Origin of the sequence: Brucella sp. NBRC 14130 (assembly GCF_040371715.1) — a bacterium.
Classification (GTDB): domain Bacteria; phylum Pseudomonadota; class Alphaproteobacteria; order Rhizobiales; family Rhizobiaceae; genus Brucella; species Brucella intermedia.
On the sequence record NZ_BAABTE010000001.1, the window covers coordinates 474,721 to 498,255 of the forward strand.

A 23,535-nucleotide genomic window follows, 5' to 3' on the forward strand; every position below is an offset into this window, starting at 1 on the left:
GAGCTTGACAGGTCCCGAAATGCCGGGATTATCATTTTACGAAATCTATTTGGCGAAGAGCGAAGAGCATGATCTTTGAACCGTCGGACGAAGAACTGACCGTTACGCTGCTTGTCCTGCCGGATTGTTCGCTGATGTCGCTGGCCGCGACGCTGGACCCGATGCGCGGGGCCAACCGCGTGACGGGCCGCTCGCTCTATCGCTGGCGCGTGGTCTCGCCGGACGGCAGCGATCCGGTCACGTCGAGCGGCCTCAAGGTTTCGGCGGACGGGAAATTCGAGGCCGGTGCACAGGACATTCTCATCATCGTCAGCGCCTTTCACGCATTGGAACATGCGACGCAGAAGCTTCTCGCCATGCTGCGGCAGGCTGCCAAGCAATCGAAGCTCATCGTGGGTGTGGAAGCCGGATCATGGGTCCTGGCAAAGGCCGGATTGCTCAACGGCCGCAAGGCAACCACGCATTGGGAAGACCTGGAAGCATTTTCGCAGCGCTTTCCCGAAGTCGAAATGCAATCGGATCGCTGGGTGCGGGATGGGGCACTTCTGACGACCGGGGGTGCGGCCCCGGCGCTCGACATGATGCTGGCGCTCATTCGCGCCCGCCACGGTTACTCCATCGCGCTCGATGTCGCGAGCCTCTACGTCTATGATGAGGTGAAACAGGCTTCGGATGCGCAGCCGCTGGTCTCCCTCGGGAGATTGCTCAATCGCGAGCCGCGACTGGCCGATGCCATAAAGATCATGGAAACCCACATAGATCGCCCGATCCCTGTGTCGAGCGTGGCGCGCAGGCTCGGCCTTTCGACGCGCAGTCTCGAATTGCTGTTTGCCAATGTGATCGGCCAGTCACCGGGCAACTACTATCTGTCGCTCCGGCTGAAAGCTGCCCGGCGGCTGATCCTCGACACCCGTCTTTCCATGGCCGACACAGCAGAACAGACCGGCTTTTCGTCGATCAGTTCGCTGTCCCGCGCCTTCAAGCGGCATTTCGGTCAGTCGCCGAGCAGACTGAGGCAGTAAAGGACTTACAGACCGAGACCCGACTTCACCGCAGCAAGCGCCGGCTTGCCGTCGGTAGTGGTCACGCCGTCGAGCCATGCGTCGAGCTGCGCCGGGTTGTCCTTGATCCATTTCGTGACGGCATCCTTGGCTTCCATGCCGTCGTTCAGGATCATGTTCATCATCGTGCTTTCCATCTCCGTGCTGAATTTCAGGTTCGACAGGAAGCGCGAGACATTGGGGCAGTCGGTTGCATACCCCTTGCGGGTCAGGGTCTCGACGGTGGCCGCGCCATCTTCCGGCCCAAACAGGTTTTCGCCATTTTGCAGATAGGTCAGCTTGTAGCGAATGTTCATCGGATGCGGCGTCCAGGCGAAGAAAACGACAGGTTCATCCTTGCGCACCGCATTTTGAACCTGCGAAAGCATGGCCTGCTCGCTCGATTCCGCCAGCTGGAAATCCTTCAGGCCGAACTTGTCCTTCTCGATCATCGACTGGATCGTGGCATTGGCGCTGCTGCCAGCCTCGATGCCATAGATCTTGCCGCCAAGCTGATCCTTGAATTTGGCTATGTCGGCGTAGTTCTTGATGCCGAGATCCTTGCCCGTGGCGGCAAGACCGATCTTCGCGCCCTGAAGGTTCACACCGGCCTGCTCGACCTTTTTGCCCTCGATATAGGGTTTGCGCGCTTCCTCCTGAAGCGGCATCCAGTTGCCGAGGAAAATATCGATCTGACCGTTTTCCAGCGACTGGAAGGTGACAGGCACGGAAAGAATAGTCGTCTGCGGCTGATACCCGGCTTTTTCCAGCAGCAGGGAGGCAAGCGCCGTCGTTGCGGTAATGTCGGTCCAGCCGACATCGGAGAATTTGGGTGACTTGCAGGCTTCGCTTTCGGCAGCCTGCGCCTGCACGCTGGCAAGGCTGGCGACGCTGGCCGCAAGCAAAAGAAGTATGCGTTTCATTATCTTCTCCCCTTTGTTTTTATTGAGAACAACATGATAGGGGAAACAGGAAATACCTCTTCGCAATATACGCAATCATCTTTGCGTTTTGCGCAGCCTTTGGCCCTCAACTGTCCGGCCCGGTTTGGGACAGCTGCGCAAAACCGGGACGAAATTTACCTGCCCGCACCATATTGCGCGTCGCTGACATGCTCCATCCAGTCCACGACCTTGCCGTCGAGCTGTTCCTGAATGGCGATATGGGTCATGGCGTTGCTGGCCGATGCGCCATGCCAGTGTTTCTCGCCGGGCTCGAACCAGACGACGTCGCCGGGCCGGATTTCCTCGATCGGCCCGCCTTCACGCTGCACGAGGCCAAGCCCGGCGGTGACGATCAGGGTCTGGCCAAGCGGATGCGTATGCCATGCCGTGCGAGCGCCGGGCTCGAAAGTCACGGTCGCCGCCGCCGCGCGCCGGGCATTGTTTGGAGAGAATAGCGGATCGATACGGACATTGCCCGTAAACCAGTCGGCTGGGCCTTTGCCGGAAGGATCGGTTCCGTTTCGCTTGATATCCATGGCGCGTTTCCTTTCGAATAAGAGAGACGCACCATAAATCAAGTATGCGGAGAGATCAGCGCCTTTTGGCGGGGTGCGCCTGCAAAATCACGTTATGCCGTTTTTCAAGCTCGATGTTGACCGCCTCGATTTCCCGCGCCTTGCGCGCATCGTCCCAGCCGAGTTCCCGCGCTACAATGCTGGCGATCGCAGCGAGATTGCCGGTCGTCAGCGCCCCGTCGATGGCAAGGGTCGTGCGCCGCAGTACGACATCCGCCAGATGCACGACGAGTTCGTTGCGCGCGATCCATGCGATTTCCGTCGCGCTGATCGTTTCGGTTTCCGGCAACATCGTTACCGAGGCCCCGGCTTCCTCGCGGAGGATGGGCAGGGCCGTCGTGCCATAGCGCTTCAACAGGGTCTCGACCCGTGCGGCGGGCAACCGTGTTTCGGTGGCATATTTCGTCACCCAGGCCTTGCGGGCGCGATCATCGGCAGGATAGTCCCTGCCGCCACCAATGGCGAGATTGCGCGTGGACACCTGCCGGGTCTTGCCGAACCGGGTCAGAACCTTGTCGGCCACTTCCTCGGCAAAGCCCCGGAACGTGGTCCATTTGCCGCCGACCAGCGCAATGATCGGGAACGGACGTTCGCTGTCCGGCTCGATCACCGGCGCGGAATGATCGCGGCTGATCAGGCCCGGTTCGGAAGCGTTGGACGCCGGAAGCGGGCGGATGCCGCTATAGGTATAGACGATCTGGCTGCGGTCGAATTTGAGCTTCGGCAGCAGCGAACGCAGGCTGTCGATGAAATAATCGGTCTCGTGATCGTCGCAACGTACATTGTCGGGATCATCGGATGGAATGTCGGTGGAACCCACCAGCGCCAGACCATGATAGTCGTAGACAAGGCAGATGCGCCCGTCATCCGCCTCGAAATAGATCATCCGCCCGTTAAGGCTCTTCACCAGTTCCGGGTGGTCGACAAGAATATGCGAGCCCTTGGTGCCGCCGATCATCTTGGTCGGTTTGCCGAGCGCGGCATTGACCCGGTCGATCCATGGCCCGGCCGCATTGATCACCAGCTTTGGCCTGACGCCAAATTTCGCACCGTCCGGTCCCTCGAAGCCCACCACGCCGTTTTCAGCAGAAATGAGCGTCGTGAAATTGGCGGCAGCGCTTTTCGGACTGGCGCGCAGGCCGTCGCTCACAAGTTCATAGACCAGACGTTCCGGCTGGCTGACCTTCGCGTCGTGATAGATGCCGCCTGCCACGATTGCCGGCGTGATATAGGGCATTTCCTTCGTCGCCGTTTCCTTCAGCAGAAAACGGTGACGCGGCATGACGCGTTCGCGCGCGCCGAAATAGTCGTAGAGCGCGAGACCGATCTTGATCAGCACGGCGCCACGGCTGCGCGGCGCGGTCGTCGAGCCGAACAGGGTGCGCAGCGCCGCCGCGATGCCCTTGGTCCATGAAAAGACGGGAATGAAGGTCGGCAGCGGCTCCACATTGTGCGGCGCGTTCTTCAGCAGCAGATTGCGCTCCAGCGTGGACTGCGCCACGAGACCGAACTCCCCGGTTTCCAGATATTTCAATCCGCCATGGATGAGCCGCGAGGGGGCGGCACTGGTGCCGGAACCGAAATCCGCCTTGTCGACGATCAGGCAGTTCACACCCTGCTCGCAAAGATCGCGAAAGAGCCCTGCCCCGTTGACGCCCGCACCGAGAATGAGCACATCCACGCCTTCGGCCTCAAGCTGTCCGATGCGGTTCTTCATCTGGGCCAGACTTACGAAATCATTCATGTCACTGTCTCTCTGGGCGAAGGACGCCCTTCATTTCAATCCGTGAGGGCTTCGATCTTCGGCCAGATCGGCCCGAGTGCCGACGCGATTTCCTTGAACAGCTGATGGCGCGTCTCATAGAGCGCGCTCCGCTCCGCATCCGGCTGATAGGTGCGACCGATGGCATCGAGATCGCGCGGGTCGCTGTAGACATCGGCAAAGACACCGGCGCCCTTGCCAGCGCACAGCGCCGCACCCCATGCTGCCGCTTCATCCGTATCCGTCACCGTAACGGGCATGCCGAGCACATTGGCGAACATCTGCGCGAAAGCCGGACTGCGCGACACGCCACCGGTAAGCCGCGCGGCGGAGATCGCAAACCCGTCCTTCAGATGATCGACATGGATGCGGTGGTTGAAAGCAATGCCTTCCCACACGGCGCGCAGCATGTCGCCCCGATCCTGCCAGCCGCGCAGACCGAAAAACGCGCCGCTCGCCATCGCCCCATAGGGCGAGCCGAAAAGATAAGGGTGGAACATCGCCGTCGAAGGCTTCGCCAGTGCCGCATCGATTTCCGGGCGCAGCATGTCGTGGATTGATTGCCCTGTTTCCTCCGCCTCGCGCCGTTCCGCCGGGCAGAGCTTGTCGAGGAACCAGTCGTAATTGGCCGTCGATGCGGGCGAGATCGACATGTTGTTCCATTCGCCCGGTGCAATGCCGTTGCGGCAGAACCAGCTCTTGTCGACGCGCGGTTCGGACGACAGCGTTTCGTTGATGGAATAGGTTCCGGCAACCACGGCGACGGTTCCGATGCCAAGCCCGCCCACGCCGAGCGCGGAGGCCGTCACGTCATGAAGCCCGCCGACAACCGGCGTACCGGCAACGAGACCGGTGCGCTTCGCGCAATCAGCCGAGACGTTGCCGACAATCTCATCGGAACGCGACATGGGCGGCAGCGCGTCCCAAAGCGCATCGAGCCCGAACAGAGCGAGCGCTTCCTTCGAGTATTCCTGCGTGTTCACATCGGTAAAGGAGGTGGAGGCTTCGGTGCGATCCGTGCCCACGTCACCGGTGAGACAGAAGCGCAGCCATTCCTTGCAGGCGATCACATGGGCGATGCGGTGATAGCGTTCCGGCTCGTTTTCCTTCACCCATGCCAGAATGGCCGATGGCGCCGACGCATGGGGCAACTGGCCGGTAACGGCGATGGCGCGGTCCGCGACCGGGCTGTTCACCCAGCGCTCTGCCACATCCACGGCGCGGCTGTCGAGCGAGAGGATACCCGCGCCGAGCGGCCGGCGATCCTTGTCGAGCATGTAGATGCCGTCGCCATGCGCAGTGGTGGCGATTGCCAGAACGTCGGAAGCTGGACGTCCGCTTTTGGCGATGGCTTCGGCAATCGCATCGGCGGTCGCATTCCAGAATTCATCCATGTCGCGTTCGACATGGCGCGGGCGCGGAAACGATTGCGCAACGCGGCGGCGCGCAACGGCAAGGGTGGTTCCGTCAACGTCGAACAATACGGCTTTGGTGACGGTGAGGCCGCTATCGATTCCGAGCAGAGAAGGCATGTATCGTATTCCTGATAAATATGCTGAGGCTAGTCCGGCCTGCCGCCTGTCCGGGCGCGCGCAACGACGACATTGATGCCTTGCGCCTCCATGCGCTCGATATGCGCAAAGGGCGTGTTCTCATCGACGATGACGACATCGAAATCGGTCAGCGCCCCGAAATTGTGCAGGGCGCGGCGCTCGAACTTTGTATGATCGGCCAGCAGGATGCGTTTGGCGGCGCAATCCAGCATGGCGCGTTTGGTCTCCACCATTTCCGGTGACTGATGGAACAGAAGATCATCCGTGATCGCGGCAATCGATATGAAGGCCACATCGGCGCGAAGACGGCGAATTTCGTGGATGGTCATGCCGCCGACGAAGGCGTTGCACCAATTATAGAGCTGGCCACCGAGACCGAGCAGCGTCACGTCCTTCATGTCGCGCAGTTCGTTCATCAGGATGAGCGAATTGGTGATGGCGGTCAGCGGCCCCTTTTCGGCCAGATGCGGCACCATTTGCAGGACGGTGGTGGAATCGTCGAAGAAAATCGCCTGGCCGGGTTCAACAAACTGCATTGCAGCTTCGGCAATCAGTTTCTTTTCTTCCGACTGGCGGGTGACGCGATAAAGATCGCTTGCCTCGATCAGGCTTGTCGGCGCCGCCGACACGATGCCGCGCGACTTGCGAAACAGGCCGCGGCTCACCAGTTCATCGACGTCGCGATGCGCCGTCATCAGGCTGATGCCGAACCTTTCGGTCAGATCCTCGATCCGCATCGAGCCTTCAGCCATTACAGTTTCCGCAATCTGCTGGCGCCGGACGAGCTGACGCGCATGCCGGCTGTCATTCGGCACCTGCTCCGCCATCAGCTTGTCAATGCTTGCTTTGTTGCTCACTGCCATGCCCGTCACTTGTCCCCTTGCTTGCGCGTTCCGAAAGCTTCGGAATCGCCTGATAGGCTTCATACTGCGCGGTCTTCAGCCCCAAAATCCAGCGAGTGATTGCATGGGACTTTCTTGAGGAGAGGGACTTCGGAAACACGCATCCCGGAAGCGGCTGGGCTGCCGGGATGCGCCTTGTTCAAACCTTACTGTTCGAGAACGAACGGCGAGGTGTACTTGTCGACATTGTCCTTGGTGATCAGGATGCAGTCGAAGAGCTGCTTTTCCTGATCGACGCCGGTCTTGCCGGTCTTGATGAAGTTGTCGGCCTGCTTGACGGCAGCTTCCGAGAACACGGCAACCGGCTGCAGAACGGTGTACTGCAATTCACCGGCCTTGATGGCTGCGACCGCATCCGGCGAACCGTCGAAACCGCCAACCTTGACCTGATCCAGCTTGCCGGCCTTCTTCAGAGCGGCAATCGCGCCCAGAGCCATTTCGTCGTTACCGGAGATGACGCCGATAATGTCCGGGTTGGCCTGAAGCAGGGCCTGCATCTTGTCGTGGCCCTGGGTACGGTCCCAGTTGGCGACGTCCTTGCCGGCCTTCACCAGATCGGGATACTGCGACAGAACGGTTTCATAGCCGTTCGAGCGCGTTGCGGCGTTGTTATCCGATGGCGAACCGAACAGTTCGACATACTTGCCCTTGTCGCCAACGCTTTCGACCCACTGGGTCGCGCCGAGGGCTGCGCCCTGTGCGTTGTTGGAAACGAGCTGCGCCTTGGCGAGGCCTTCCTGGTTGATTTCCGCATTGACGAGGAAAACCGGGATATTGGCGGCGATTGCGCGCTTGACCGCACCGACCGAACCGTCCGCATTGGCCGGATCGAGAATGATGGCCACCGACTTGTTGGTGATGGCGGTGTCGATCAGGTTGCTCTCGGTGTTGGTGTCGCCCTTGTGGCCACCGACAACAGCCTTGTAGCCGAGACCTTCGGCGGTCTTCTTGGCGATTTCACCTTCGGTGAACCAGTACGGGTTGGACGGATCGTTGACGATGATCGTCATCAGTCCTTCGGCCCAGGCCGTGCTGGCAATGAGAGGCAACGCTGCCGCAGCGGCGAACAGAACGCGCATTCCCTTCTTGAACATGGTCTCACTCCCTTAACATTTTTCGTTTGCGTTATGCCGGTTCCCCGGCGGTACTTATTTCCATCAGGCCGTTTTCGAGATCATGCGCCTTTCCGGAAACCTTTCGATACGCCCGAATTTCAGCGGCCCCACCCGGAACGGTGGGCAGAGCCGCTTTCGATTATCGCCGGGAGTATTGAATGCTGTTGAGCAGAACCGCGAGCACGATCACCGCGCCGGTAAAGACGGTCTGCCAGTAGGAGGACACGCCGATGATCACGAGGCCGTCGGAAAGGAAACCGATCACGAAGGCGCCGAGAAGCGTACCCTGTATAGTACCGCGCCCCCCAGTGAGCGCAGCGCCACCGATAACCACGGCGGCGATTGCCGTGAGTTCGTAGGTGGTGCCGGCCGTCGGGCCTGCCGACGTCAGCTGCGAAGCAAGGATCAGACCGGCGATCGCAGCGCAGATGCCGGAAATGACATAGACCGACACCTTGACGCGCTTGACCGGCACGCCGGACAGTTCAGCCGCACGTTCATTGCCGCCCGATGCATAGAGCCAGCGGCCGAATGCGGTGCGGTTGAGAACGATGGCGCAGATGATGGCGAGAACCACCAGAACCAGAACACCGATCTGCACGCCGAACAGCTTGTTGAAGCCGAGCCAGTCGAAGCCGGTATTGCCAAGCTCCGGCCGTCCGCCGAGATTGTTGTACGTCAGGCCATTGGTCATCAGAAGCGCCACGCCGCGCGCGCAATAGAGAACGCCAAGCGTCGCAACGAAGGCCGGAACCCGCAGATAGGCAATCAGCACGCCATTGATCGCGCCGACGAACGCGCCAAGCGCACAGGTGATGATGACGACCGCCCACACCGGGAAATAAAGAATGACGCCGAAATGCTGCAAGGTGACGCCCTGCATCAGGAAACCGGCAACCACGCCCGCCAGCCCCAAAGTCGAGCCGACCGAAAGATCGATGCCGCCATTGAGGATGACGAGCAGCATGCCGATGGCAAGCAGGCCGAATATCGCCACATGCGACGACATGGTGAGGAAATTGTTGACCGTGAAATAATTCGGCGAAAGGAACGAGAAAACTGCAATGATCGCAATCAGCGAAAAGAACGCGCGGCCTTCGAGCAGCAGGTGCACGAGGCTGGTCTTTCGCTTCGCGCCGTTCGGAGCGGCTGTTTCCTTGTTGGTGCTTGTGACTGACATTCTATCAGTGCTCCATAACTATTCTTGAGCGTTTCCAGTAACAGGGGGACTCTGAACCGCTCTATCTATTTGTTTTTACGCATTATCCTACGCAAAACCGCTTCGCACTTTTGCTGGAAATGCTCTAATGACCGACCATGGCTTCGCCCGAGGCGGCCATGATCTTCTCCTTGGACACGTCCGATCCGAATTCGGCGGAGATGCGTCCACGGTGCATGACGATGATACGATGAGCGATGCTGAGGCATTCGCCGACTTCCGAGGTCGTATAGACGACAGCCAGGCCCTGCTTCGCCTTTTCGGCCAGAAGCTTGAACACTTCCGCCTTCGCGCCGATGTCGATGCCGCGGCTCGGCTCATCGAGCAGGATGACTTCCGGCTCGGTCGCCAGCATCTTGCCGATCACGACCTTCTGCTGGTTGCCGCCGGAAAGCGAACCGATTGCCGCTTCGCCGCCATCGGTCTTGATGTGCACATTCCGGATCGACTGATCGACAATCTGCTTCTCGCGCCTGCGCGATGTGAAAAGGCCCTTGGTCATCTCGGCGATGCTGGCGAGCGACAGGTTCTTGCCGACCGTCATCGTCTGCACGAGACCGTCGCGCTGGCGATCTTCCGGCACCAGCACAAGGCCCCGCTCGATGCGCTGCGCGATGGTGAGGCCGGAAACGTCCTGCCCTTTCAGGAGCACACGTCCGCCGCTTGCCTTGAGACGACCGGCAACGGTTTCCAGCAATTCCGTGCGACCGGCACCCATGAGGCCATAGATGCAGACGATTTCACCGGCGCGCACATTGAGCGACATGCGGTCGACCAGCGAAAAGCCTGCGCCGCCCGGATCGGGAACGGTCAGGTTTTCGACCGAAAGCGCCACATCGCCCCATTCATATCCGGTGGGCGGCGAGCCGAGATCGAAGTTCTCGCCGACCATGTTGCGCACGATCCATTCCAGATCGATTTCCTCACGCGGCGCATAGGCAGTCATCGTTCCGTCGCGCAGCACAACCGCATGATTGGTGATCTGCAGCGCTTCTTCCAGATGATGCGAAATATAGACGATGGCGACGCCACGCGCCGTCAGGTCGCGGATGACCTTGAACAGGACTTCCACTTCCGAGGCGCTCAACGCCGAAGTCGGCTCATCCATGATGAGAATGCGCGAATTGACCGAAAGCGCGCGGGCGATTTCCACCACCTGCTGCTGACCGAGACGCAGTTCCTCGACCGGCGTCAGCGGGTCGATGTCTTCTTCCAGTTCGGCCAGAAGCTCGCGCGTCAGCCGTTCTTCCTCGGCGAAATCGACGCCGGTGGCGGTGCGGATCTCGCGTCCCATGAAGATGTTGTCGCGCACATTCATGTTGGGCGCGAGGCTCAGTTCCTGATGGATGATCGAGATGCCGTGGTCGCGCGCTTCGGTGGACGAGTTGAACGTCACCGGTTCGCCGTCGAGAATGATCGTGCCGGAAGTCGGCTGGATGACGCCGGACAGCACTTTCATCAAGGTGGATTTCCCGGCGCCGTTTTCGCCGAAAAGCGTCGTGACCTGGCCACGGCGGATTTCAAAATTCACGCCTTTCAGGGCATGAATGCGACCATAGGATTTGGCGACGTTATGCGCGGCAAGAACGACATCGCCGTTTTTGCCTTCGATTTTGGGAGCGGTGCTCATTTCACTTCGAGCCCCACAGGCGTGACGAGCCAGTTCTTGGGATTGACCAGCTTGAACACACCGACAACCGAAACGGTCTTACCCGTCAGGTTTTCTACATCGACGCCCGAAAGCACCTGCTTCTTCATCTCGTTGTTCAGCGCCGAACCGGCGTTCTGATATTCGATCTGGTTCTTGAACTGGCCGAACTGGATTTCGCCGGTCGCATCGCGCAGGTCCGTGCCGTTGACGGCGGGGCCGGTCTGGATGCGGATCGCCATGCCTTCCGGCAGGCCTTCAACCTTCACGACATTGTAGTTGGACTTGCGCTCTTCCACGACGCCGGTGAACTTGACCGGGATGACCGGATTGACGTCGCCCACGCCATATTTCTTTCCGGCTGCAGCCTTGTCGGCAGCAAGAGCCGTTCCCACTTCCACGGCATCGACGGCGCGCTGCTCGACGCTGGCCTTGACCTTGGGAAATTCGGTAGCGCCATAGGCATCGGGAGAGAAAGCCTGCTGGCGCACATCGGAATCAGACCCGATCTTCACGACCTTCGTGTCGAAAGCAATCGCGCCGACAACCACAACCGCAGCGATCACGCTCCAGACGATGGCGCGGCTCAGCTTGGCGGGTTTTTGTGAAACTTGACTGGTTTGTGCACTCATTATCAAACGCCTTCAGCAATTCTGCCGGATTGTCGTTATAGAAACAGAAGATGCGGCTGAATTCAGACCGCCCGGAGATCATCCTCGACCATTACGCCTGCCGGGTAGGCGAAAGCCTCCGCGAGAGCGGTGCAAGATGCGGCAGACGAGATCATGATATCCTCCACGTGAATTCCAGGGCCCCGCTCCTCCGTGCATCCTGGAACAGATGCGCCGCCCATCGGAACTTATGATAGCGGCGTGTTATTAACTCCAATAATGATGTTATAAAGCTCCAAAGCTGTCAATCGGATGTTTTCCAAACGCCGGTGAATTAGCATAATTTCGCGCCGAATCCCCATCACGATCCAGCGAAATCCACTACATAATCCGTTACCGGGCGCGTTATTCGCAGCTTTGACATTCATTGCCAGCCCGGATGGATCAGCAATCCGCGTCACTTAAATTATCATTTATATTCAAGTATTTAAGTTGAAGCCAACATAGAAGAAAGCTCAACATATTGCGGAAGAACCGGGGCAAAACCGCAAGCCGCCGCATAGCGATTTTCTCCACATTCACTCTTTGGTGAAAAAAAATGCGCACTCTCGAAAATTTTACAGACAAGGTGATAGCGTTATGTTATCTCCAGCTTACGCCATTGCCCGATTTCATTATAAACGGGGCCGCGAGCGATGTATTTTCAGTCGCGGGAGGAATCCAAATGTCAATGAAGGCAGATATCCGCCATGCGTAAGACAGGTGACATCATCATCGGGATCGACGCGGGCACGTCCGTGCTCAAGGCAGTCGCTTTCGACCTCAGCGGACGCCAGATCGAATCCGCGGCGGTTCGCAACAAATACGATACCGGCGACCATGGCGCGGTTACCCAGTCGCTTTCCCAGACATGGCAGGATTGCGCGCGCGCCTTGCGCGATCTCGGCGCCAAGCTGCCCGGCCTTGCCGAACGCACGGCGGCGATTGCCGTCACCGGACAGGGCGACGGAACCTGGCTTGTCGGCCATGGCAACCAGCCGATTGGCGATGCCTGGCTGTGGCTCGATGCCCGCGCCGCCTCCACCGTCACGCGGCTTGCCGCCGGGTCCATGAACCGCGCGCGCTTTGAAGCGACCGGCACGGGTCTCAATACCTGCCAGCAAGGCTCGCAGATGGCGCATATGGACGCCACCGCGCCGGAGCTGCTGGACAATGCGGAAGCGGCCCTTCACTGCAAGGACTGGCTCTATCTCAATCTCACCGGCGTTCGCGCCACCGATCCGTCGGAAGCAAGCTTCACCTTCGGCAATTTCCGCAATCGTCAGTATGATGACGTGGTGATCGAGGCCCTCGGCCTTACGAAGCGCCGCGGATTGCTGCCGGAGATCATCGACGGCACCGAAGTCCAGCATCCGCTATCCCCCGAAGCGGCGGCTGCAACGGGTCTGCGGGCGGGGACGCCGGTGAGCCTTGCCTATGTGGATATGGCGATGACTGCGCTTGGTGCGGGCGTGCGCGGCGGTACGGCTGACGCGGGATGCTCGACCATCGGCTCCACCGGCGTGCATATGCGCGCAAAGCCGGTGGCCGATATTCATCTGAACAAGGAAGGCACCGGCTACGTCATCGCGCTGCCGATCCCCGGCATCGTCACGCAGGTGCAGACCAACATGGGCGCGACCATCAATATCGACTGGATATTGCAGGTCGCAGCCGATCTCATGTCGACGCCGGACAAGCCGGTTTCGCTTGGCGATCTCATTCCCCGCCTCGATGACTGGTTCAATGCCAGCCGTCCCGGCGCCATCCTCTATCACCCGTATATTTCGGAAGCTGGCGAGCGCGGCCCCTTTGTCAATGCCGATGCGCGGGCCGGTTTCATCGGCCTTTCCAGCCGCGACCGTTTTCCGGAACTGGTGCGCTCGGTCGTTGAAGGTCTCGGCATGGCGACGCGCGATTGCTACGCGGCAATGGGCGAAATGCCTGCCGAACTGCGCATCACCGGCGGCGCTGCCCGCTCGAAGGCGCTGCGCGGCACGCTGTCGGCTGCCGTCAACGCGCCTGTGCGCGTTTCGGCCCGCGAGGAAGCGGGCGCGGCGGGTGCTGCCATGATGGCCGCCGTGGCCATCGGCGCCTATCCGACCATGGACGACTGCATCGCCGAATGGGTGGAACCGCTGCTGGGCGCGGGCGAAGCCCCGGATGCGGCGCGCGCGCGGCATTATGAAGAACTTTTCGTTGCCTACCGGGAAGCGCGACTGGCTCTGACGCCGGTCTGGGACAAGCTCGCTTCCGGCAAATAAGGAAACATTGAAATGGCTGAACCGGAAACCTGCGACCTGTTTGTAATCGGCGGCGGCATCAACGGCGCTGGCGTGGCCCGCGACGCTGCCGGGCGCGGTCTCAAGGTCGTGCTGGCGGAAAAGGACGATCTGGCGCAGGGAACGTCGTCGCGCTCCGGCAAGCTGGTGCATGGGGGCTTGCGCTATCTTGAATATTATGAATTCCGCCTCGTACGTGAGGCGCTGATCGAGCGCGAAGTGCTTTTGAACGCCGCTCCCCACATCATCTGGCCGATGCGTTTTGTGCTGCCGCACAGCCCGCAGGACCGTCCAGCCTGGCTGGTGCGGCTCGGCCTGTTCCTCTACGACCATCTCGGCGGTCGCAAGAAGCTGCCCGGCACGCGCACGCTCGATCTGCGCCGCGACCCGGAAGGCACGCCGATCCTCGACCAGTACACCAAGGGTTTTGAATATTCCGACTGCTGGGTGGACGATGCCCGCCTCGTGACCCTCAATGCAGTGGGCGCTGCCGAAAAGGGCGCGACCATCCTCACCCGCACGCCTGTCGTCTCCGCACGTCGCGAAAAAGGCGGCTGGATCGTGGAAACGAAGAACCGCGACACGGGCGAGACCCGCACATTCCGCGCGCGCTGCATCGTCAACTGCGCCGGACCATGGGTCACGGAGGTCATCCACAATGTCGCCGGTTCCAACTCGTCGCGCAACGTGCGCCTCGTCAAGGGGAGCCACATCATCGTTCCGAAATTCTGGTCGGGCGCCAATGCCTATCTCGTCCAGAACCACGACAAGCGCGTGATCTTCATCAACCCTTATGAGGGCGACAAGGCGCTGATCGGCACCACCGACATCGCCTATGAAGGGCGCGCCGAAGATGTTGCGGCTGATGAGAAGGAAATCGAATATCTGCTGACCGCCGTGAACCGCTATTTCAAGGAAAAACTGCGGCGTGAAGACGTGCTGCATTCCTTCTCCGGCGTGCGCCCGCTGTTTGACGATGGCAAGGGCAATCCTTCCGCCGTCACCCGCGATTACGTCTTTGACCTCGATGAAACCAACGATGCGCCGCTGCTCAACGTCTTCGGCGGCAAGATCACCACATTCCGCGAGCTGGCGGAGCGCGGCATGCATCGCCTCAAGCATATCTTCCCCAGGATGGGCGGCGACTGGACGCACGGCGCACCGCTGCCCGGCGGCGAAATCGCCAATGCCGATTATGAAACCTTCGCCAATTCCCTGCGCGACACCTATCCGTGGATGCCGCGCACGCTCGTCCATCATTACGGGCGTCTCTATGGCGCACGCACGAAGGACGTGGTTGCAGGCGCGCAGAACCTCGAAGGGCTTGGCCGTCACTTCGGCGGCAACTTCCATGAGGCGGAAGTGCGCTATCTGGTGGCAAAAGAATGGGCGAAGACGGCGGAAGACATTCTCTATCGCCGCACCAAGCATTACCTGCACCTGACAGAAGCCGAACGCGCCGCCTTCGTGGAATGGTTCGACAACGCTAAAATCGCCGCTTGAGGACACATCATGGCGCTGACGCTTTCGCTGAATACCAATCCGCTTGTGAACCGCTTTGCCGAGCCAGGCGACCTGATTGAAACGGTTGCCCGGGACCTGCGCCTGCGTGACCTCCAGCTGACCCATGAATTCATCAATCCGAGCTGGCAGGCTTCGACCATCCGTCGCCTGACGCGCGACATGGACAAGGCCTTGCAGCGCACCGGCGTCCGGGTCACTTCGGGCATGACCGGCCCCTATGGCCGCCTCAATCATTTCGGCCATCCCGATGCGGAAGTGCGCCGCTACTATGTCGACTGGTTCAAGACCTTTGCCGATATTATCGGCGACCTTGGCGGCAAGTCGGTCGGCACGCAGTTCGCTATCTTCACCTATAAGGATTTCGATGATCCGGTGCGCCGCGAAGACCTGATCAAGATCGCCATCGACTGCTGGGCGGAAGTGGCCGAACATGCGGCTGGCGCCGGTCTCGACTATGTGTTCTGGGAGCCGATGAGCATCGGGCGCGAGTTCGGCGAGACGATTGCCGAATGCATGAAGCTTCAGGATCGGCTCACCGCCGCCGACATGGCCATCCCCATGTGGATGATGGCCGACATCGACCATGGCGACGTCACCTCGTCCATCCCGGACGATTATGACCCTTACGCCTGGGCGCGGGCCGTGCCGAAGGTCTCGCCGATCATCCATATCAAGCAAAGCCTGATGGACAAGGGCGGGCATCGCCCGTTCACCGCCGCGTTCAACGCCAAGGGCCGCATCCAGCCGGAACCGCTCCTCAAAGCCTTTGCCGAAGGCGGCGCGGTTGATAATGAAATCTGCCTTGAGCTTTCCTTCAAGGAGCGCGAGCCGAACGACCGCGAAGTCATCCCGCAGATTGCGGAAAGTGTGGCTTTCTGGGCTCCCCACATTGACACCGGCGCCAAGGATTTGAAAATATAGGTACTTTCGGGAACCGGACCGTTTTCAATGGCAGATGCTGACGATTCACTGGCGCTGCGCGCCGCCTGGCTTCACTTTGTGGGCGGCATGACCCAGTCAGCTGTCGCCAAGCGCCTCGGCCTGCCTTCGGTGAAGGCGCATCGGCTGATTGCCAAGGCTGTCGCCGATGGTGCGGTGAAGGTAAGTATCGACGGCGACATTACCGAATGCATCGACCTCGAAAACCGCCTCGCCGACATGTACGGGCTCGATTATTGCGAGGTTGCGCCCGACATTGGCGAGGAAGGCCTGCCGCTGATGGTCCTCGGCCATGCCGGGGCGGATTTTCTGCGCCGCGAGATCGAGCACGGCGATCACGAAGTCATCGGCATCGGCCATGGGCGCACGCTTTCTGCCGCCGTCAGCTATATGCCGCGTGTCGCGGCCAGCAATGTGCGTTTCGTTTCCCTGCTGGGTGGCCTGACGCGCAATTTCGCCGCCAACCCACATGATGTGATGCACCGCATCGCGGAAAAGACGGGGATGCCCGCTTATGTGATGCCGGTCCCCTTTTTCGCCAACACGGCGGAAGACCGTGAAGTGCTGCTCGCCCAGCGCGGCGTCACCACGGTTTTCGACATGGGTTGCCGCGCCGAACTGAAGATCGTCGGCATCGGCACGGTGGATGCGCAAGCGCAGCTCGTCACATCCGGCATGATAGAATTGAGCGAAGTCGAGGAGATTGCGAACCTCGGCGGCGTCGGCGAAATGCTCGGCCATTTCTTCGATGCAAACGGCCAGCGCCTCGAAACCGCGCTCACCGCCCGCACCATCGCCGCCTCGGTGGAAAACGCCGATATGAGCCGAATCATCGGGCTGGCCGGCGGAATTTCCAAGGCTGACGCCATTCGCGCCGTGCTGAAAAGCGGCCGGCTTTACGGCCTCATCACCGATGAGCGCACTGCAAGGGCCCTTATCCGACAGCCCGATGGAAAATAACAAAATCACATTTTTCTCATGGATTTTTTTGTGATTTTGTGATCTAACTTCATGCGATAAATGTTCCGCCAATGAGATCGGAAACAGCGTGAAGCGCGACGACAGACGACAGGCGATCATAAACCTTCTCATCGAAAATCAGGCCGTCGACCTCGACGATCTGGCGGACCGGTTTGCCGTTTCCAAGATGACGATCCACCGCGATCTGGATTCGCTGGAACATTCCGGCGTGCTGCGCAAGGTGCGCGGCGGCGCGACCATCGATACCGGCACCCAGTTCGAGAGCGATTTCCGCTTCCGCGAGCGGCAGGACGGCGAAGCCAAGCAGAAGATGGCCCGCGCCGCGCTGGAACTGGTGGAACCGGGCATGACCGTGATGGTCAATGACGGCTCCATGGCGGCGGTGCTCGGCGGCATGTTGCTGGAAAAGCGCCCGTTGACCGTCATCACCAACAATGCCGTCATCGTTGATGAGCTGAAAGGCGAGAACGGGATCAATCTGATTGCGCTCGGCGGAACCTATTCAGCCAAGTTCAACGCTTTTTTCGGCATACTGACGGAAGAAGCGCTGTCGCATTTGAGTGCCGACATCGCCTTCGTTTCGTCCCCCGCCGTCAACGGGCAGCTTGTCTATCACATGGATGAAAACGTGGTGCGCACCAAGCGCGCCATGACGGCGTCCGCGGCCCGCACCTGCCTTCTGGTCAATCACCAGCGGTTCGGGCGCCCTGCCCTCCACGTCATGGCAAATCTCTCCGATTTTGACGCGATCATCACCGATTCATCACCCGGCGCCGCCATACTGGATGAGCTAGAGCAGGCCGGGATCAGACTGACAATAGCAGCAGACTAGGAACAGTTACGCATGAGCAGATTCTGGGTTGGAACGAGTTGGAAAATGAACAAGACGCTGGCCGAGGCCCGCGCCTTTGCCGAAGCGCTGAAGGCTGCCGATGGCGGTCGTTCCGCCGATATCCAGCGCTTTGTCATTCCACCGTTCACCGCCGTTCGCGAAGTGAAGGAAATCCTGTCGGGAACCTCCGTCAAGGTCGGCGCGCAGAACATGCACTGGGCCGATCAGGGCGCATGGACCGGCGAGATTTCACCGCTGATGCTGAAAGATTGCAATCTCGATATCGTTGAGCTTGGCCATTCGGAACGCCGCGAGCATTTCGGCGAAACCAACGAAACGGTTGGCCTCAAGGTCGAAGCCGCCGTGCGCCACGGCCTGATCCCGCTCATCTGCATCGGCGAAACGCTGGAAGACCGCGAAAGCGGACGTGCGGCTGAAGTGCTGGAAGAAGAAGTGCGCGGCGCTCTTTCCAGGCTTTCCGACGACCAGAAAAAGGCTGAAATCCTGTTCGCCTATGAGCCCGTTTGGGCCATCGGCGAGAACGGCATCCCCGCTTCCGCCGATTATGCCGACGCGCGGCAGGCGGAAATCATCGCGGTTGCCGAAAGCGTGCTCGGACGCCGCGTGCCTTGCCTCTATGGCGGCTCGGTCAATCCCGGCAATTGCGAAGAACTCATCGCCTGCCCGCATATCGACGGCCTGTTCATCGGCCGCTCGGCGTGGAACGTGGAAGGCTATCTCGACATTCTGGACAAGTGCGCCAGAAAGATTCAATCCAATTAAAGGAGCAATCCCATGAAAGTAGCAGTAGCAGGCGACAGCGCCGGCGAAGGTCTGGCCAAGGTTCTCGCCGACTATCTGAAGGACCGTTTCGAGGTTTCGGAAATCTCGCGCACGGATGCTGGCGCAGATGCATTCTACGCCAACCTTTCCGACCGCGTGGCTTCCGCAGTTCTCGACGGCACCTATGACCGCGCCATCCTCGTTTGCGGCACCGGCATCGGCGTGTGCATCGCAGCCAACAAGGTTCCGGGCATCCGCGCCGCGCTCACGCACGACACCTATTCGGCAGAACGCGCAGCGCTTTCCAACAACGCTCAGATCATCACCATGGGCGCCCGCGTCATCGGCTCGGAAGTGGCCAAGACGATTGCCGACGCCTTCCTCGCACAGACCTTCGACGAAAATGGCCGTTCGGCTGGCAACGTCAACGCGATCAACGAAGTCGACGCGAAATACAACAAGGGCTGATTATTCAGTCTCTTGAAAACAGAAAAGCGGAGGGTTTCCCCTCCGCTTCTCATTTGCCGTAACGGCAGAACTTAGCTGAACTTCGGGTCCAGCGAACCATCGCGATAACGCTTTGCCATGTCGGAAAGCGGAATCGGACGGATCGAGGCGGCGTGACCGGCAGTACCGAACTGCTCGAAACGCTCCTTGCACAGCTTGGTCATCGCGGCCATTGCCGGCTTCAGGTACTTGCGCGGATCGAACTCGCTCGGGTCTTCCTGCAGGACGCGGCGGATCTGGCCGGTCAGCGCCATGCGGTTGTCCGTGTCGATGTTGATCTTGCGCACGCCATGCTTGATGCCGCGCTGGATTTCCTCGACCGGAACACCCCAGGTCGGCTTCATCTGGCCGCCATATTTGTTGATGATTTCCTGCAATTCTTCCGGCACCGAAGACGAGCCGTGCATGACGAGGTGCGTGTTCGGCAGCTTGCGGTGGATTTCCTCGATCACATGCATGGCCAGCACGGAACCGTCCGGCTTGCGGCTGAACTTGTAGGCGCCATGCGAGGTGCCCATGGCGATCGCCAGTGCATCGACCTTGGTCTCGCGCACGAACTTCACGGCTTCGTCCGGATCGGTCAGAAGCTGGTCGTGCGACAGCACGCCTTCCGCGCCGTGGCCGTCTTCGGCATCGCCCATGCCGGTTTCGAGCGAACCGAGAACGCCGAGTTCACCTTCCACCGAGATGCCGCCCAGATGCGACATCTCGCTGACCTGACGCGTGACCGAGACGTTATAGTCCCAGTCGGCCGGGGTCTTGCCGTCAGCTTTCAGCGAACCGTCCATCATGACGGAGGTGAAGCCTGCCTGAATGGCGGTCATGCAGGTTGCGGCTTCATTGCCATGGTCGAGGTGAACGCAGACCGGGATATGCGGATAGATTTCGGTCACCGCGTCCATCATGTGGCGAAGCATGATGTCGTTGGCATAGGCACGCGCGCCGCGCGAAGCCTGCAGGATCACCGGCGCATCGACGGCATCCGCCGCTTCCATGATGGCCAGAGCCTGTTCCATGTTGTTGATGTTGAATGCCGGGACGCCGTAACCCTTTTCAGCGGCGTGATCGAGCAATTGCCGCAGCGTAATGCGCGCCATTTCTAGCCTCCTAGAGCGCATCCCGAAAAGTGTGAAACGGTTTTCGGAACAGGATGCGCGTTGCAAAACAATTGGATGGAGCATTTGCAATGCTCCAGGCGATGTCAGGTCAGGTTATTTCGCGAAGTACTCGCCGAGGATGTCCACCTCTTCGGCAACGCCGAACACCAGCGCACTGCGCTCGTGATAGGTTTGCGGGACGATATCGAGAATGGGTCTCGAACCGTCGGTCGCCTTGCCTCCCGCCTCACGGGCGAGGAAAGCAATCGGATTGGCTTCGTAGACGAGCCGCAGGCGGCCCTTCTCGTAGCCCGGGCGGCTGTCGTTCACGTAGAAGAACAGCCCGCCGCGCTGCAGGATGCGGTGCATGTCGCCCACCGCCGCACCAAGCCAGCGCATGTTGAAGTTACGCCCGCGCGGACCGTCCTTGCCGTTATAGGCATCGTCCACATAGGCTTTCATGCCAGCCGAGAGGTGGCGATAAACGGATGCGTTGAACGCCAGGTCGGAGGTGCGTTCGGGCAGCGTCACATTGCGGCGCGTGATATGGAAAATCCCGCTCACCGGATCGAAGGTCGCGAAGATCACGCCTTCGCCGACCGAAAAGCCGAGATCGACCGAATTGCCGTAGGACACATAACCGGCGGCGAGCTGGCGGTTGCCGGGCTGCAGGAACGGTTCTTCCACATCGGCGGGAAAGATCGAGAAGATCGTGCCAAGCGGTGCGCCGAGGCCCACGTTGCCGGAACCGTCGAGCGGGTCGATGGCGACGGCGATCAGCCCATCGGCCTTGCCAGCCACCGGCAGGTCCGCTTCTTCGGAAAGAATGGAGGCCGCGCCCGCAGCAATCAGCAGCTCGACAAACAGGTTGTGCGAGCCGACATCGATGCACTTCTGCTGGTCCTGATCGCTGTTGACGCCGACCAGCTTGCCCGGATCGCCGGGAAGCGAACCGCGTGCAATGCGACCGGCAAGCCGTGTCGCGCCGGCCAGAATGGCCTTGATCGCATCGGCGGTCGCAAGACGCAACCCATCCTTGCCAGCCCAGTTGTCCAGATAGGCGCCGACCGCTTCGGCTTCCACGCGCTCGCTGTCGCCCACCAGAACCAGCGGAGAAAAATTGCCAGCCATCGTCATTCGCCCTGCTCCAGCAAGAACTTGGCGCGGGCGACAATCGCCTCCGCCGTGATGCCGAATTTCACATAAAGCACCTCGGCAGGGGCCGAAGCGCCGAAGCCGTCCATGCCGATCACATCGTCTTCGCTGTCGACATAACGGGTCCAGCCAAACTTGCCCGCAGCCTCGACGGCAATGCGCGGCGCATCGCCCAGAACACCCTTGCGGTATTCCTTGCTCTGCTTTTCAAACAGATCCCAGCTCGGCATGGAGACGACCGCAGTTGCGATGCCTTCTTCGGCAAGCTTTTCGGCAGCCTTCACGGCGAGCGAGACTTCGGTGCCGGTGGCAAGCAATGTGATCTGGCGCTCGCCCTTCGCCTCACACAGCACATAGGCGCCGCGTGCGGAAAGGTTCTCGCCATTGTCGGTGCGCAACTGCGGCACGTTCTGACGCGACAGGGCCAGAACCGAAGGCGTGTGCGGATCGGAAACCGCAACAGCCCAGCATTCCAGCGTTTCAATCGTATCCGCCGGGCGGAAGACATGCAGGTTCGGCATGGCGCGCAGGCTGGCCAGATGTTCGACCGGCTGGTGGGTCGGGCCGTCTTCGCCAAGACCGATGGAGTCATGCGTCAGCACATGGATGACGCGCACGCCCATCAGAGCCGAGAGGCGGATGGCGTTGCGGGCATAATCGGAGAACACCATGAAGGTGCCGCCGTAAGGAATGAAGCCGCCATGGACCGCGATGCCGTTCATGGCCGCGCCCATTGCGAACTCGCGCACGCCGTAGCTCACATAGCGGCCGCTCTTTTCCGGCGTGAAGTCGCTGTCGACAGCCGGAACGCGGGTGAGGTTCGAATGGGTAAGGTCAGCCGAGCCGCCGATCATTTCCGGGAGCGCCGCCGTCAGGCTTTCAAGCGCAATCTGGCTTGCCTTGCGGGTCGCGACATTCTGCGGCTTGTCGAGAAGGCGCTGCTTTGCGTCCGCGACAACCGAAGCGAAGCCTTCCGGCAGGATACCGGCGACCCGGCGGTCGAATTCGGCGCGTTCGGCTGCGGGCAGCGCATCGACGCGCTTCTGCCATGCATCGCGTTCCGACGCGCCACGGGCACCGGCTTCGCGCCAGGCATTGAGCAGAGGAGCAGGAATTTCAAAGGCTTCCGCCGTCCAGCCGAGTGCTGCCTTGGTGGCGGCATTTTCGGCGGCACCAAGCGGAGCGCCGTGAACGCCGCTCGTACCGGCGCGGTTCGGCGAACCATAGCCGATGACGGTCTTTAGCGCGATCAGCGTCGGGCGGTCGGCCTGAGCCTTGGCGCGCGTCAGCGCCGCATCGATGGCGTCGTGATCGTGACCGTCGACCTTTTCGACATTCCAGCCGCACGCCTTGAACTTGGCCGGAATATCGTCGGTGAAGGCGATTTCCGTGCTGCCGTCGATGGTGATGCCGTTATCGTCATAAAGCAGGATCAGCTTGCCGAGGCGAAGATGACCGGCGAGCGAGATCGCCTCCTGGCCCACGCCTTCCATGAGACAGCCGTCGCCGCAGAAAACATAGGTACGGTGATCGACGATATCCTTGCCGAACTGGTCGGCGAGCGCGCGTTCGGCGATTGCCATGCCGACCGAGCTTGCAAGGCCCTGACCGAGCGGGCCGGTGGTCAGTTCGACGCCTTCGGTATGGCCATATTCGGGATGACCGGCGGTCTTGGAACCCCACTGGCGGAAGTTCTTCAGCTCATCGAGCGACACGTCCTTGTAGCCCGCCAGATAGAGCGCGCTGTAAAGCAGCATCGAGCCGTGGCCGTTGGAAAGCACGAAACGGTCGCGGTCAGCCCAGTTGGGTGCCGATGCGTCGAATTTCAGGTGCTTCGAGAACAGAACGGCTGCGGCGTCGGCCATGCCGAGCGGCATTCCCGGATGGCCGGAATTGGCGGCATCGACGGCATCGATCGAGAGAGCGCGAATGCAGTTGGCGAGTTGCAGCATATCTGATACGGGCGGGGCGAAATTCATCGGCGGCAACCTCCTTGCCAAATGCAAAGTCTCAGGCATTTCCGGCAA

20 protein-coding genes and 1 pseudogene are annotated in these 23,535 nt (G+C 60.5%); 9 read left to right on the forward strand and 12 right to left on the reverse strand.

Annotated features, from left to right (window positions below; genetic code table 11):
• Positions 1 to 68 precede the first annotated feature (68 nt).
• Complete coding sequence (locus tag ABWW28_RS02350; protein ID WP_025092107.1) at positions 69 to 1,022, forward strand: GlxA family transcriptional regulator; 954 nt, start codon at positions 69 to 71, stop codon at positions 1,020 to 1,022.
• A gap of 5 nt (positions 1,023 to 1,027) precedes the next feature.
• Here ABWW28_RS02350 and choX read toward each other — a convergent pair whose 3' ends face one another.
• From choX to ABWW28_RS02395, 9 genes are all read right to left on the reverse strand, one after another.
• Positions 1,028 to 1,963, reverse strand: a complete 936-nt coding sequence (gene choX / locus ABWW28_RS02355) for a choline ABC transporter substrate-binding protein (protein WP_021588234.1) — start codon at positions 1,961 to 1,963, stop codon at positions 1,028 to 1,030.
• A gap of 155 nt (positions 1,964 to 2,118) precedes the next feature.
• Positions 2,119 to 2,520 (reverse strand): (R)-mandelonitrile lyase, encoded by a 402-nt coding sequence (locus ABWW28_RS02360; RefSeq protein ID WP_021588235.1) that lies wholly within the window; start codon positions 2,518 to 2,520, stop codon positions 2,119 to 2,121.
• 55 nt (positions 2,521 to 2,575) lie between these two features.
• Entirely contained in the window at positions 2,576 to 4,303 is a 1,728-nt protein-coding gene (locus tag ABWW28_RS02365) for a glycerol-3-phosphate dehydrogenase/oxidase (protein WP_151598985.1), read from the reverse strand.
• 35 nt (positions 4,304 to 4,338) lie between these two features.
• Positions 4,339 to 5,853, reverse strand: coding sequence for an FGGY-family carbohydrate kinase (locus tag ABWW28_RS02370; RefSeq protein WP_353390199.1), 1,515 nt, complete (start codon positions 5,851 to 5,853; stop codon positions 4,339 to 4,341).
• Positions 5,854 to 5,882: 29 nt separating this feature from the next.
• The gene (locus tag ABWW28_RS02375) at positions 5,883 to 6,737 is read right to left on the reverse strand and encodes a DeoR/GlpR family DNA-binding transcription regulator (RefSeq protein WP_006468390.1); all 855 of its coding nucleotides are present in this window, start codon (positions 6,735 to 6,737) and stop codon (positions 5,883 to 5,885) included.
• Between the two features lie 185 nt (positions 6,738 to 6,922).
• Positions 6,923 to 7,870, reverse strand: coding sequence for a D-ribose ABC transporter substrate-binding protein (locus tag ABWW28_RS02380; protein WP_112701316.1), 948 nt, complete (start codon positions 7,868 to 7,870; stop codon positions 6,923 to 6,925).
• A gap of 160 nt (positions 7,871 to 8,030) precedes the next feature.
• Positions 8,031 to 9,071, reverse strand: a complete 1,041-nt coding sequence (locus ABWW28_RS02385) for an ABC transporter permease (RefSeq protein WP_006468387.1) — start codon at positions 9,069 to 9,071, stop codon at positions 8,031 to 8,033.
• Between the two features lie 124 nt (positions 9,072 to 9,195).
• Entirely contained in the window at positions 9,196 to 10,740 is a 1,545-nt protein-coding gene (locus ABWW28_RS02390; protein ID WP_112701317.1) for a sugar ABC transporter ATP-binding protein, read from the reverse strand.
• Positions 10,737 to 11,390 (reverse strand): DUF2291 family protein, encoded by a 654-nt coding sequence (locus ABWW28_RS02395; protein ID WP_006472454.1) that lies wholly within the window; start codon positions 11,388 to 11,390, stop codon positions 10,737 to 10,739. The genes ABWW28_RS02390 and ABWW28_RS02395 overlap by 4 nt, the downstream gene beginning before the upstream one ends.
• Here ABWW28_RS02395 and ABWW28_RS02400 point away from each other — a divergent pair.
• The 8 genes and pseudogenes from ABWW28_RS02400 to derI all read left to right on the forward strand — a co-directional run.
• Positions 11,370 to 11,487 (forward strand): annotated as a pseudogene (locus tag ABWW28_RS02400) (ATP-binding protein); the annotation flags it as partial. The gene ABWW28_RS02395 and the pseudogene ABWW28_RS02400 overlap by 21 nt on opposite strands.
• Before the next feature lie 631 nt (positions 11,488 to 12,118).
• The gene (locus tag ABWW28_RS02405) at positions 12,119 to 13,672 is read left to right on the forward strand and encodes an FGGY-family carbohydrate kinase (protein ID WP_151658804.1); all 1,554 of its coding nucleotides are present in this window, start codon (positions 12,119 to 12,121) and stop codon (positions 13,670 to 13,672) included.
• A 12-nt stretch (positions 13,673 to 13,684) separates the two neighbouring features.
• Positions 13,685 to 15,193: a glycerol-3-phosphate dehydrogenase gene (locus ABWW28_RS02410; RefSeq protein WP_151658805.1), complete on the forward strand. Its 1,509-nt coding sequence runs from the start codon at positions 13,685 to 13,687 to the stop codon at positions 15,191 to 15,193.
• Positions 15,194 to 15,202: 9 nt separating this feature from the next.
• Positions 15,203 to 16,135, forward strand: a complete 933-nt coding sequence (locus ABWW28_RS02415) for a sugar phosphate isomerase/epimerase family protein (protein WP_151658806.1) — start codon at positions 15,203 to 15,205, stop codon at positions 16,133 to 16,135.
• A 27-nt stretch (positions 16,136 to 16,162) separates the two neighbouring features.
• Complete coding sequence (locus ABWW28_RS02420) at positions 16,163 to 17,113, forward strand: sugar-binding transcriptional regulator (RefSeq protein ID WP_006468377.1); 951 nt, start codon at positions 16,163 to 16,165, stop codon at positions 17,111 to 17,113.
• 88 nt (positions 17,114 to 17,201) lie between these two features.
• On the forward strand, positions 17,202 to 17,966 hold the full coding sequence (locus ABWW28_RS02425) for a DeoR/GlpR family DNA-binding transcription regulator (RefSeq protein ID WP_006468376.1): 765 nt from the start codon (positions 17,202 to 17,204) through the stop codon (positions 17,964 to 17,966).
• A gap of 12 nt (positions 17,967 to 17,978) precedes the next feature.
• Positions 17,979 to 18,749, forward strand: a complete 771-nt coding sequence (locus tag ABWW28_RS02430) for a triose-phosphate isomerase (protein WP_113342493.1) — start codon at positions 17,979 to 17,981, stop codon at positions 18,747 to 18,749.
• Between the two features lie 12 nt (positions 18,750 to 18,761).
• Positions 18,762 to 19,217 (forward strand): D-erythrulose-4-phosphate isomerase, encoded by a 456-nt coding sequence (gene derI / locus ABWW28_RS02435; RefSeq protein WP_006468374.1) that lies wholly within the window; start codon positions 18,762 to 18,764, stop codon positions 19,215 to 19,217.
• 71 nt (positions 19,218 to 19,288) lie between these two features.
• Here derI and fba read toward each other — a convergent pair whose 3' ends face one another.
• From fba to tkt, 3 genes are all read right to left on the reverse strand, one after another.
• Positions 19,289 to 20,353, reverse strand: coding sequence for a class II fructose-bisphosphate aldolase (fba, locus tag ABWW28_RS02440; protein WP_006472452.1), 1,065 nt, complete (start codon positions 20,351 to 20,353; stop codon positions 19,289 to 19,291).
• 114 nt (positions 20,354 to 20,467) lie between these two features.
• Positions 20,468 to 21,490, reverse strand: a complete 1,023-nt coding sequence (locus tag ABWW28_RS02445; RefSeq protein ID WP_176587971.1) for a class 1 fructose-bisphosphatase — start codon at positions 21,488 to 21,490, stop codon at positions 20,468 to 20,470.
• A complete protein-coding gene (gene tkt, locus ABWW28_RS02450) occupies positions 21,487 to 23,487 on the reverse strand; it encodes a transketolase (RefSeq protein ID WP_176587972.1) in 2,001 nt (666 codons plus the stop codon). Before tkt ends, ABWW28_RS02445 begins: the two co-directional genes overlap by 4 nt.
• Between the last annotated feature and the right edge of the window lie 48 nt (positions 23,488 to 23,535).